Here is a 12,668-nt window from a genome sequence, read left to right on the forward strand (position 1 = left end):
GATCATCGTGTCGGCGTGGAACGGCGGTGTGGTTAACGTTCGTGAAACTGGTTACCCGCTACCTGTACCCCGTCGGCGATCTCCGCGAACAGCATAAACGGTCGGCGGCATCCCCGCTCGTCACCTCGGCGCGTTTCGGCGATACACACAGTGGCCGTGGCGAATCGCTGTCGATCCGCGGAGGCGGAAATGCGACATCCCCGCGGATTCGATCCGCGGGGATGTCGCATTCCGGCCGATCCCGGCTACCGAAAACGCCGATCCGGCGCGGTTCGGCGGTCGCCGGTTATCGCCGGGCAACACCGGCCGGTCGAGCGGTGCGCGAGTTGCCGGACTATCGCTGGGCGACGGCGGTCGGCGTGATCGGCGCGGGCAGCGCGCTCTCACCCTCCAGGTACCGGTCGGCCGCGGCGGCGGCGGAACGACCCTCGGCGATGGCCCACACGATCAGCGACTGGCCACGGCCCATGTCACCGGCCACGAATACGCCGGGAACCGTTGTCTGCCAGTTGTTGTCGCGCATGACGTTGCCGCGCTGGTCGTAGCCGATGCCCAGATCCTCGAGCAGACCCCGCTTCTGCGGGCCGACGAAACCCATGGCCAGCAGCACCAGATCGGTCTCGATGGTGAAGTCGGTACCCTCCACCTTCTCGAACCGACCGTTGACCATGGTCACCTCGTGCGCCTGCAGGCCGGTGACCTTGCCGTCCTCGCCGACGAACCGCTCGGTGTTGACCGAGTAGACGCGCTCGCCGCCCTCCTCGTGCGCCGAGGACACCCGGTACATCAGCGGGTAGGTCGGCCACGGGGTGGAATCGGCCCGCGCGGCCGGCGGCCGCGGCATGATCTCGAACTGGTGCACACTCGCCGCACCCTGCCGGTGCGAGGTGCCCAGGCAGTCCGCGCCGGTATCGCCACCGCCGATGATCACGACCTTCTTGCCCTTGGCGTGAATGGGCGGCAGCCCGTCCGCGTCGGCGATGTCGTCGCCGAGCTGGACCCGGTTGGCCTGCGGCAGGAATTCCATCGCCTGGTGCACGCCGTCGAGGTCGCGGCCCGGCACCGGCAGATCGCGAGCGATCGTCGAGCCACCGGCCAGCACCACCGCATCGAACCGCTCCCGCAGCTGGGCCGCGGTGATGTCGACGCCGACGTTCACCCCGGGCTTGAAGATGGTGCCCTCGGCCTCCATCTGCGCGATCCGGCGGTCGATGAACCGCTTCTCCATCTTGAATTCCGGGATGCCGTAGCGCATCAGACCGCCGATGCGGTCGTCGCGCTCGAACACGGTCACGGTGTGACCGGCCCGGGTCAGCTGCTGGGCGGCGGCCAGGCCGGCGGGGCCGGAGCCCACCACGGCGACCCGCTTACCGGTCAGCCGGGTCGGGTAGACCGGCTGCACCCAGCCCTCGTCGAAGGCGTTCTCGATGAGTTCGACCTCGACCTGCTTGATGGTCACCGGATCCTGGTTGATACCGAGCACGCACGACGCCTCGCACGGCGCCGGGCACAGCCGCCCGGTGAATTCCGGGAAGTTGTTCGTGGCGTGCAGGCGATCGATACCGTCGCGCCACCGGCCCTTGTACACCAGGTCGTTCCACTCGGGAATCAGATTGCCGAGCGGACAACCGTGGTGGCAGAACGGGATACCGCAATCCATGCAGCGGCTCGCCTGGGTCTGCAGGGTGTCGTGGGAGAACTTCTCCTCGTACACCTCTTTCCAGTCCAGCAGGCGCAGCGGCACCGGACGGCGCTTCGGCAGTTCCCGGCTCGTGTGCTTCAGGAATCCCTGTGCGTCAGCCACGTGCAGCCTCCATGATCGCTTCCTCCACGTCCCGACCGTTCTTCTCAGCCTCGGAGATAGCGAGCAGAACCTTCTTGTAATCGCGCGGCATGACCTTGACGAAGTGGTTCACCTGTTGCGACCAGTCGCCGAGAATGGCCTCGGCCACGGCCGAACCCGTTTCGTCACGGTGACGGGTGACGATATCGTGCAGCCAGGTGAAGTCGTCACCGGACAGCTGCTCGATCGCCTCCGCCTGCTCCGCCGAGATATTCGTGGCGAAGGTGCCCTCGGGGTTGTAGACGTAGGCCACGCCGCCGGACATGCCGGCGCCGAAGTTGCGGCCGGTCGCGCCGAGCACGACCACCCGGCCGCCGGTCATGTACTCACAGGCATGGTCGCCGACGCCCTCGACCACCGCGGTGGCGCCCGAGTTGCGCACGGCGAACCGCTCACCCACGACGCCGCGGATGAACGCCGCACCGCTGGTCGCGCCGAACAGGATCACGTTGCCCGCGATGATGTTGTCCTCGGCGACGAAATCCGCCGGGGCGTTCAGCGACGGGCGCACCACCAGGTGGCCACCCGAAAGCCCCTTGCCGACATAGTCGTTGGCATCGCCGAGCACCCGCAGGGTGATACCCGCCGGGACGAACGCGCCGAAGCTGTTGCCCGCGGATCCGGTGAAGGTGATGTCGATGGTGTTGTCGGGCAGGCCCGCGCCACCGTAGAGCTTGGTCACCTCGTGGCCGAGCATCGTGCCGACGGTCCGGTTCACGTTCGTGATCTTGGTATCGAACTTCACCGGCTTACCGCGCTCCAGGGCATCGGCGGCCTGGGCGATGAGCTGGTTGTCCAGCGCCTTGTCCAGACCGTGGTCCTGGGACTTGGTGTTGCGACGGTCCTGGTACATGAAGGCCGTCTCGGTCTCGTGGAGGATCGGCGACAGGTCGAGCTTGCTCGCCTTCCAATGCTCCTTGGCACGAGCGGTGTCGAGCAGTTCGACCCGGCCGATCGCCTCGTCCAGCGTGCGCAGGCCCAACGCGGCCAGGTGCTCGCGCACCTCCTCCGCGATGAACAGCATGAAGTTCTCGACGAACTCCGGCTTACCCGTGAACCGCTGCCGCAGCACCGGATTCTGCGTGGCCACGCCCACCGGGCAGGTGTCCAGGTGGCAGACCCGCATCATGATGCAGCCGGAGACCACCAGCGGCGCGGTCGCGAAGCCGTACTCCTCGGCGCCGAGCAGTGCGGCGACGACGACGTCGCGGCCGGTCTTCATCTGACCGTCGACCTGCACCACGATGCGATCGCGCAGCCCGTTGAGCAGCAGCGTCTGCTGGGTCTCGGCGAGGCCGAGCTCCCAGGGACCGCCCGCGTGCTTCAGCGAGGTGAGCGGCGAGGCGCCGGTGCCGCCGTCGTGGCCGGAGATGAGCACCACATCGGCGTGCGCCTTGGAGACGCCCGCGGCGACGGTGCCGACACCCGGCTCCGCGACAAGTTTCACGTGAATCCGCGCCTGCGGATTCGCGTTCTTCAGGTCGTGGATCAGCTGGGCCAGATCCTCGATCGAGTAGATGTCGTGATGCGGCGGCGGCGAGATCAGGCCGACGCCCGGCGTCGAGTGCCGCACCTCGGCCACCCACGGGTAGACCTTGTGCGCCGGCAGCTGACCGCCCTCACCGGGCTTGGCGCCCTGGGCCATCTTGATCTGGATATCGGTGCAGTTGGTCAGGTAGTGCGCGGTCACGCCGAAGCGGCCGGAGGCCACCTGCTTGACCGCACTGCGCCGCCAGTCGCCGTTCTCCTCGACCTCGAAGCGGGCCGGATGTTCGCCGCCCTCACCGGAGTTGGAGCGGCCGCCGAGCCGGTTCATCGCGATCGCGAGGGTCTCGTGCGCCTCCGAGGAGATCGAGCCGTAGCTCATCGCGCCGGTGGAGAACCGCTTCACGATCTCGGTGGCGGGCTCGACCTCATCGATCGAGATCGGCCGGCGGTCACCGGTCTTGAAGGCGAACAGGCCGCGCAGCGAGGCCAGCCGCTCGGACTGGTCGTCGACGAGCTTGGTGTACTCCTTGAAGATCCGGTACTGACCGCTGCGGGTGGCGTGCTGCAGCTTGAACACCGTATCCGGGTTGAACAGGTGGTACTCGCCCTCACGCCGCCACTGGTACTCGCCGCCGACCTCGAGTTCGCGGTGCGCGCGCTCGTTGTGGTTCTCCAGGTAGGCGACGCTGTGCCGGGCCGCCACATCGGTGGCGATGTCGTCGAGCCCGATGCCGTCCAGCGGCGAGAGCAGGCCGGTGAAGTACCGGTCGACCAGCTCCTGGGACAGGCCCACGACCTGGAACAGCTGCGCGCCGCGGTAGGAGGCGATGGTGGAGATGCCCATCTTGGACATCACCTTCAGCACACCCTTGCTCGCGGCCTTGCTGTAGTTGGCGACCGCCTTGCGGTAGTCGGCCGCTATACTGCCCGCGCTGTTCTTGCCGAGCGACAGCGCGCCCCGCTCGAGCATGTCCTCGATCGACTCGAAGACCATGTACGGATTCACCGCGGCCGCGCCGAACCCGTTCAGCAGGGCCATGTGGTGCACCTCGCGGGCGTCACCGGCCTCGACCACCAGGCCGACCTGGGTCCGGGTGCGGTCCCGCACCAGATGGTGGTGCACCGACGCGGTGAGCAGCAGCGACGGGATCGGCGCCAGCTTCTCGTTGGATTCGCGGTCGGACAGGATGATGATCCGCGCGCCGCCCTCGATGGCCGCCGACACCTGGGTGTTGACCGCCTCCAGCGCCTTGCGCAGCCCCTTGCCGCCCTTGCGCACCGGGTACAGGCCGTGCACGACCACCGAGCGCAGATCCGGCCGGCTGCCGTCGTCGTTGATGTGGATCAGCTTCGACAACTCGTCGTTGTCGAGAATCGGCTGGGTGATGGTGATCTGCCGGCAGGACTCCGGGCCCGGATGCAGCAGGTCGGCCTCGGGGCCGATGGTGCCGCGCAGGCTGGTCACCACCTCTTCCCGGATCGCGTCCAGCGGCGGGTTGGTGACCTGGGCGAACAGCTGTGAGAAGTAGTCGAACAGCAGCCGCGGCCGGGCCGACAGCACCGCGATCGGGGTGTCGGTACCCATCGAGCCGAGCGCCTCGGCGCCGGTGATGGCCATCGGCGAGACCAGGATGTTCAGATCCTCGGTGGTGTAGCCGAAGATCTGCTGCCGGATCCGCACCCGATCGTGCGGCATGTGCACGTGCGGCCGGTCGGGCAGGTCGGCGAGCTTGACGACGCCCTCGTCCAGCCACTGCTGGTACGGCTGCGACGCGGCCAGTTCGGACTTGATCTCGTCGTCGCCGATGATGCGGCCCTGCGAGGTGTCGACCAGGAACATCCGGCCCGGCTGCAGCCGGACCTTGCGGACCACCCGGGCCGGATCGATGTCGAGCACGCCGACCTCGGAGGCCATCACGACCAGGCCGTCGTCGGTGACCCAGATGCGGGACGGACGCAGGCCGTTGCGGTCGAGCACCGCGCCGACGACCGTGCCGTCGGTGAACACCACCGAGGCCGGGCCGTCCCACGGCTCCATCAGCATCGAGTGGTAGCGGTAGAAGGCGCGACGGGCCGGGTCCATCGACTCGTGCCGCTCCCACGCCTCGGGAATCATCATCAGCACCGCGTGGGGCAGGCTGCGGCCGCCGAGGTGCAGCAGTTCCAGCACCTCGTCGAAGCGGGCCGTATCGCTGGCCCCCTTGGTACAGACCGGGAAGATCTTCTCCAGCCGGTTGTTGCCGGACTGGTCGTAGCCGAACACGTCGGAGTTCAGCAGCGCCTCGCGGGCGCGCATCCAGTTCTCGTTGCCGGTGACGGTGTTGATCTCACCGTTGTGCGCGACCCGGCGGTACGGGTGCGCGAGCGGCCAGGACGGGAAGGTATTGGTGGAGAAGCGGGAGTGCACCACGCCCAGTGCCGACTCGATGCGGTCGTCCTGCAGGTCCAGATAGAACGCCCGCAGCTGCGGAGTGGTGAACATGCCCTTGTAGACGAAGGTCTCGCCGGACAGGCTCGGGAAGTACACCGTCTCCTTGCCGACGCCCTCACCGGCGCCGGAACGGCCCAGTTCGTGCTCGACCCGCTTCCGGACGACGTAGGCGCGGCGCTCCAGCTCGAGGCCGGACAACTGCTCGGCGGCGTCGGCCGGCGAGGCGATGAACAACTGCCGGAAGGACGGCATGGCGTCGCGCGCCAGCGCACCCAGCGACGACTCGTCGATGGGCACCTCGCGCCAGCCCAGGACGGCCAGGCCCTCTTCCTTGACGATCTTCTCCACGCCGTAGCAGGCGCGGGCGGCCTCGCGGCGGGCCTGCGGAAGGAAGGCGATACCGGTGGCGTAGGAACCGGCCGGCGGCAACTCGAAGCCCGCCCCCTGTTCGGCCAGGATGGCCCGGAAGAACTTGTCCGGGAGCTGGATGAGAATGCCGGCACCGTCGCCCGAGTTGGGCTCGGCGCCGGCGGCGCCGCGATGCTCCAGGTTCAGCAGCGCCGTGATCGCCTTGTCGACGATGTCGCGACTGCGACGGCCGTGCATGTCGACGACGAACGCGACACCACAGGCGTCGTGCTCGTACGCCGGGTCATAGAGACCGACGGGGCCAGGTGACCTATGGCCAGGAAGTTGCGTCATGCCCTCTGCCTTCAAAAAAATCAGGCCTTCGATGAATGCGGCTTTCGTCGAACGCCTCCGTCTAGACTGCATCCGGACGGACGTTTCTCCAGACCAGCGGCGCTGATGGTCTTCCCTGCAGTCAACTTTCCAGTTGTCCACCCGCTCCGGATGCCGTCGTCGGGTGCTCGGTGGTAGCGGGACACTGCGTCTCCGCCACACCGCGCCGTTCCCTCCCGGTAGGGATAGCTCGTATTCGCCGACCGCGAGGGGCCGGCTCGTTCCGGGTGAAGCAGTCGGACATTTGGTACCGACGTCAGAGCAAACGATAAGTCAGGACCGGGGCGCAACCAACTAAGGTTGCGCTAATTACCTCGTCTACCTGGGCTTCTTCATCGGTCCTCCACTACCTGCGCGTTCTCCAGTGTAAAGCAGGCAACGCGGATCGCCTCAGTCGGCTTCACCACTGTGCCCGGTACCGGGCCGCCTCGGTAGCCAGATCTCCCGCATGCTCGCGACATGCCTTCTCACCTGCACCGAAGCAGAATTCCCCGGGGCCGGTCCCGACAAACCACCGACCGGTACGGCTAACTTTCCGGACACCTGCCCGTGACATTGCCGATACGCGAGCGACATGCCCTGCATATGTTCCGACCGTACGGCATGATTCTGTACGGCACTCGGTCGGCTAATCAACAGCGAACGATAGCCGAGGGTTTCCGAGCGTTACTGTGTAATGCGTCACACCGCCGCGGGCCGGGGTGTGAGCTTGTGACGATAACCACATCCCGGCCGCGACGCGCGGTACACGCGCCGTCGGCCTGCCACGCTGAAGCCGAAACCGTCGCCTGCCCGTGTCCTCCGCTCCGGTGGTTCGCCCGCCGACCGGCCGATGCGGCGCCGGCGAGGGCCCATCGGGACCGGAGAGGCTGGGAATCATGACCGCCGCACTCACCTGGCTCGGTGGCGCCGGCGCCGACCTCGATGATCGGTACGAACGGTCCGGATACACGGTGTCGGGCGCGATCGTGATCCTGGTCGCCGCCGCGGCCGGTACCGCCACCGCGCTGGCCGGCGCCGCCGCCGACTGGTCGCCGACCGCGATCACCGCCGGCGCGGCCGGGACGGCACTGCTGTTCGGCGGGCTGTCGCGGACGCTGGTCACCGCCTCGCAGTCCGCCCGCGCCGACGGTGAGCGGGCCGAGCGGATCGCCCGGATCGTGGCGGCCGTCCTGGCCGGACTGGTCGTCGCCGAACTGGCGAGCACCGTACTGCTGGGCGCCGCCGTCGGCCGCAGGCTCGACGACCAGGCCCGGCAGGCGGCCGAGACCGCCCCCGCGGTGGTCGCCGCCCGCACGGCCGCCGACGCCGCTCGCACCGACCGCGCCGCACTCGACCGCACCCTGGTCCAGGCCCGGACCGATATCGAGCAGGCCCTGGTCGTCGCCCGGTGCGAATATCACCCGACGCCGGACTGCCCGCAGACGATGATCACCGGCGTGCCCGGTTACGGCCCGGAGGTACGCACCGCCGACGCCATGCTCGACGACGCCCGCGCCCGGCTGGCCGCCGCGCAGGCCCGGATCCCCGCCCTGGATCAGCGGGTGATCGATGCCGACAGCTCCGTGGCGCAGGCGCGGGCCGGCGCGCTGTCCGGATCGGGGCACGGCCTGGGCGCGCGCTGGGTGGCGATGAACGCCGAGACCGCCGCGCATCCCGGCGCCCTGGTGCTGCGGCTGGCCACCGCCGCCGTCGCGGTGCTGCTGGCACTGCTGCCGCTGCTGCTGCGCTGGTGGCGCGGCGAGACCTCCCTGGATCGGCGGATCGCCGCCCGGACCGTCGTCGCGCGGGCCGAACAGGAGGAGTCGACCGCGGTCGCCGTCGCCCGGTCGGAGGCTCGTGCCGCCGCCGAACGGTTGCGGGTCGAACGGGAGTCGGCCGCGGCCCGGGCGGCCGCCGAGGCCGATATGGCGATCGACGCCGAACGGCAGCGCCGCCGCGTGGTCGCGGCCCTCGGCGGGCTCGAGATCGGCGTCACCCCGGCGCGCCACGAACCGGCGCGCGGCGCGGTCGCCGCCCTCGACAGCCCCGAATCCCATCCGGAGACCCGCGCCGACGAGGAGCACCCCGTGACCCCACCCCAGCGCTCGACCCCCGCGACCACCACCGGTGGCGACCTCGAACTTCCGCTGCTCGGCGCGATCCCGTTCACCGGCGCGGCCGCGCGCCTGATCCGGCCGCTGGTGCCCGCCTTCGTCGCGCAGGCCGTCGACACCGCGTTCGGGACCGCCACCGCGCCGTTGCGCAGCGTGCGGCAGGTCTTCGAGGAGGCCGAGGAGATCACCTTCACCCTGCGCCGCACCCGGCGGGTCACCGTCGAGACGCAGGAGGTCGGCGGTACGGCCGCGCCGGCCGCCGCGCATCCGATCATCGATCTCGACGATCCCGCGTACCTGAATCCGGTCGGTGCGGCGAATTCCGATGCCGGTCACCAGCTTTCCGATACCTCCGGACGCACGGAATCCCGTGGCACACGGGAGCTTCCGCACCGGTGACCCGCATCACTTTCCGAAGTGGTTCGCGGCGGCGATGTTTCACGTAGAACACGAGAACTGCCCGGTGGCGGCCGATCCGGCCCGTCCGCGACCGGTTCCGGTTCCGGCCGTCGCGCCGGATCGAGCCGGATGTCACTCGATCCGGATAGACTCGGCCGCGTGTTTCCAGGCGAGGCCGCGGGGGCCGGTCCATCGCCCGATCCGGCGAGGGGTGCCGTACGGCTCGATCCGGCGGATGTGGGGCTCGACGCGCCCGAGTCGATCCCGCTGCGGCCCCTGGGTTTCCGGGAGCTGCTCGATCTGCCGTTCGCCCTGATCCAACCGCAGATCGCGACCCTGGCCGCGGTGTGCGGTATCGGCTTCGCGGTCGCCGAGACCGCCGTACTGGCGATCACCGCGGCGGTCTCGTCCGCCACCGGGGGTTCGGATGCGGGTATCGCGTGGACGGCGATCCTCGCCACCGCGTTGTGCGGCGGCGCACTGCGATTCGTGGTGCGCGGGATCACCGTGCCGATCGGGCTCGCGCGGGTGCGGCAGCAGCCGATCGGGGTCCGGGCGGCGCTGGCGGAATTCGCCGGCCGATTCGGCGGCCTGCTGATCCTGCAGATCCGCTACACCCTGGTCGGTCTCGGCGTCCTCGCGCTGGGGATTCCGCTGATCATCACGGTGCCGCTGTCGCTGCTGTGGCTGGGCTGGCTGCGCGCCCGCCAATTCGCCTCGGTGCCGGCGCTGTTCGAGGAGAAGGTGCCGGCGGGCATCGCGTCCCGGCGCGCCCGGACCCTGGCGAGCGGCGCGGAATGGCGGCTCGCCCGGCTGTCCTGGACGCTGCGCCTGGTCTCGCTGCTGCTGGCGCCGCCACTGATCGGGCTGATGCTGTTCGTCGCCGATATTTCCGGCACACATCTCTGGCCGGTGATCGCGCTGGCGGTCGCCACGGCGCTGGCGGTGTTCGTCTTCACCGAACTGGTGGAGTCCGCCGCACGGGTGCCGGCCTACGTCGACCGCCGGTGCCGCCGCGAGGCCTGGGATGTCCGCCTGCCCGTCCCCGAGGGGGTGCGGTGACCGATCCGGACCGGGTACCCCCGCCCGCCGCGCTGGGACCGGCGGGCACACATCGCGCCGCCGCCGACACCGCGGCCGCGCGGCAGGATTTCGACACCGCCCTGCGCGAACGCTTCCGAGCGGTCCTGCGCGGTCTGGAACAGGGTGGCGCCCTGCCGGTACGGCGCTCGCGCACCGCGCAGGAGACCGCCGCCGACGCCGCGCCCCTGGTCGAATTGTCCGACGCCGCCGCCAGTTTCGACCAGGTCGTGTACGGCGGCCGGACCGCGACGGTCGACGAGTACCGGCGGCTGGCCGAATCGGACCGGTTCTCACAGGCCCCACCGCCGCCGCCGGAACCGACCGAACTCACCGCACCCGGCCGCCGCACCCGCCGCCCGCGGCGCCCGCTGCCCGCCGTCCCCGGCGGCCGCCGATTCTGGCTGACGCTGCTGGCGGTGGTGCTGGTCACGCTGCTGGTCCTGTTGCTGATCCGGCTGGCCGGTGCGCCGCACGCCCCGCCGGTACCGCATCCGCCGCACCCCGCGCCGACCTCCCCGACCACGCCGCCCCCGACGCCGCCGCCCATGCCGCCCGACAACGACTGGGGCGTCGGGAACGACTCGATCTTCGCCCGCTGGCCGCACTGGATCGCCTTCGGCGGTCTGCAGTGCCTGCTGGCCGCCGCCGTGGTGGTGTGGTGGCGGGCCCGCCGCCGCGGCGCCCTGGTCGGCGAGCCACGTCCCGTGGAGGCGCCGGCCCACGAACTGCTGGCCGGCCATGCTGCCCTCTATCGCCGCGCCGACGATCCCGATCACGTGGCGGCGATCCTGCGGACGGCCACCCTGCGCCGCATCCGTCCCGCCCTCGACCTGCCCGCCGGCGCCCCGCCCCCACAGGTGATCGCCGCGATCGCCCGCCGCACCGGACTCGCCCCGATCCATCTCGGCGCAACCCTGTTCGGTCCGGTCCCCGACACCGGCACCCTCACCGCGGTGGCCGGCTACCTGCTCGTCATCGAAGCGGGAATGGACCGCAACCGGGATCATCGCCACGATCCCGCCCCGCGCACCCCGGGCCGTCCCCCGTCGATGGAGGCGGTGTGACCGAACCGACGCCCCCCGATCACCCGCCCGGCCGCGAACCCGAACCCTCCGGACCTACCGCGACACCGGACCACACCGCCACACCGGACCGTATCGCCGCACCCGACCACACCGCGACAACCGGACATACGAGGTCGTCCGGCCATGACGTGGTGCCCAGCCACACCGCCGCACGCGGACACACCACGGCAACCGGGCACCCGACGACGTCCGACCAAGATGTGGCGCCAGGCGACACGATCACACCCGACACCACCGCCGCACGCGGACATACCGCCGCAACCGGGTACCCGACAACGTTCGACCAGGATGCGGCGACCGGCCACACCGCCGCACCCGTTCACACCGCGACGACCGGACACCCGACGACGTCCGACCGGGATGCGGCGACCGGCCACACCGAAATACCCGACACCACCGGAACCGCCGCCGAACGTGCGACGGCCGCCGACGCCGAAAAGGCCGAGATGACTGATCTGACGGATGCCACGCCGACCGACAACGGGCGGCCCGCCGACAACGACGCCACGACGCGGCTGGACGCCCCGCCCGCGGTGACGCCCGTGCCGACCGCCGACGAGGCGCGGCAGGCACTCGGGGCGCTGCGCGCGGAGATCGGCAAGGCCGTGGTCGGCAACGATCCGGCCGTGCTGTACCTGGTGCTCGCGCTGCTGTGCCGCGGCCACGTCCTGCTCGAGGGCGTACCCGGTGTGGCCAAGACGCTGCTGGTCCGGGCACTGGCCGCGGCACTGGATCTGGCGCATGCCCGGGTGCAGTTCACGCCCGATCTGATGCCCGGCGACGTGACCGGATCGCAGATCTACGATCCGCGGTCGGCCGAATTCACCTTCCGGCACGGTCCGGTGTTCACCAACCTGCTGCTCGCCGACGAGATCAACCGCACGCCGCCGAAGACCCAGTCGGCCCTGCTGGAGTCGATGGAGGAACGGCAGGTGTCCGTCGACGGGCAGCCGCGGCCGCTGCCCGATCCGTTCGTGGTCGTCGCCACCCAGAATCCGATCGAGCAGGAGGGCACCTATCCGCTGCCCGAGGCGCAACTGGACCGGTTCCTGTTCAAGGTGGACGTCACCCTGCCCGACCGGGAAGCGGAGTTCCACGTGTTGCGGCGGCACGCCGCGGGATTCGACCCGCGCGATCTGGCCGCGGCCGGTCTGCGGCCGGTGGCCGGGGCCGCCCATCTCGCGGCGGCCCGCGCGGCGATCGGCACGGTGTCGGTCGGTCCCGAGGTACTCGCCTACATCGTGGATCTGTGCCGGGCCACCCGCACCTCACCGGCGGTGCAGCACGGCGCCTCCACCCGCGGCGCGACCGCGCTGCTGGCCGCCGCCCGGTCCTACGCCTGGCTCACCGGCCGCGGCTTCGTCACGCCCGACGATGTGAAGGCGGTCGCCATGACCGTGCTGCGGCACCGGATGCAGCTGCGGCCCGAGGCACAACTGGACGGGGTGACCGCGGAGAGTGTGCTGTCGGGGCTGCTGCTCTCGGTCCCGGTCCCGGTGTAG

Annotated in this window: 6 protein-coding genes; 4 read left to right on the top strand and 2 right to left on the bottom strand. The window is 70.3% G+C overall.

All coding sequences use genetic code 11. From position 1 onward, the window contains the following. Window positions 1-334: 334 nt before the first annotated feature. Window positions 335-1,804 (bottom strand): glutamate synthase subunit beta, encoded by a 1,470-nt coding sequence (locus tag G361_RS0135845; RefSeq protein ID WP_019931971.1) that lies wholly within the window; start codon window positions 1,802-1,804, stop codon window positions 335-337. Then, complete coding sequence (gene gltB / locus G361_RS0135850) at window positions 1,797-6,464, bottom strand: glutamate synthase large subunit (RefSeq protein ID WP_026343912.1); 4,668 nt, start codon at window positions 6,462-6,464, stop codon at window positions 1,797-1,799. Before gltB ends, G361_RS0135845 begins: the two co-directional genes overlap by 8 nt. 917 nt (window positions 6,465-7,381) lie before the next feature. On the opposite strand from gltB, the gene G361_RS45940 reads away from it, so the two are divergent. From G361_RS45940 to G361_RS0135870, 4 genes are all read left to right on the top strand, one after another. Beyond that, the gene (locus G361_RS45940) at window positions 7,382-8,998 is read left to right on the top strand and encodes a DUF4407 domain-containing protein (RefSeq protein ID WP_019931973.1); all 1,617 of its coding nucleotides are present in this window, start codon (window positions 7,382-7,384) and stop codon (window positions 8,996-8,998) included. 159 nt (window positions 8,999-9,157) lie between these two features. Beyond that, window positions 9,158-10,060 (top strand): hypothetical protein, encoded by a 903-nt coding sequence (locus G361_RS0135860; RefSeq protein ID WP_026344019.1) that lies wholly within the window; start codon window positions 9,158-9,160, stop codon window positions 10,058-10,060. Beyond that, window positions 10,057-11,145: a DUF4129 domain-containing protein gene (locus tag G361_RS45945; RefSeq protein ID WP_019931975.1), complete on the top strand. Its 1,089-nt coding sequence runs from the start codon at window positions 10,057-10,059 to the stop codon at window positions 11,143-11,145. The genes G361_RS0135860 and G361_RS45945 overlap by 4 nt, the downstream gene beginning before the upstream one ends. Before the next feature lie 467 nt (window positions 11,146-11,612). Then, window positions 11,613-12,668 carry a MoxR family ATPase gene (locus G361_RS0135870; protein ID WP_081635775.1) on the top strand — a complete coding sequence of 352 codons (1,056 nt, stop codon included), beginning with the start codon at window positions 11,613-11,615 and terminating at the stop codon, window positions 12,666-12,668.

Source organism: Nocardia sp. BMG111209 (genome assembly GCF_000381925.1).
GTDB lineage: Bacteria > Actinomycetota > Actinomycetes > Mycobacteriales > Mycobacteriaceae > Nocardia.

What these genes read in the sequence shown, in the direction of transcription:
- gltB (WP_026343912.1), bottom strand. Translation starts at nt 6,464, where the DNA reads ATGACGCAACTTCCTGGCCATAGGTCACCTGGCCCCGTCGGTCTCTAT.
- G361_RS45940 (WP_019931973.1), top strand. Translation starts at nt 7,382, where the DNA reads ATGACCGCCGCACTCACCTGGCTCGGTGGCGCCGGCGCCGACCTCGAT.
- G361_RS0135870 (WP_081635775.1), top strand. Translation starts at nt 11,613, where the DNA reads ATGACTGATCTGACGGATGCCACGCCGACCGACAACGGGCGGCCCGCC.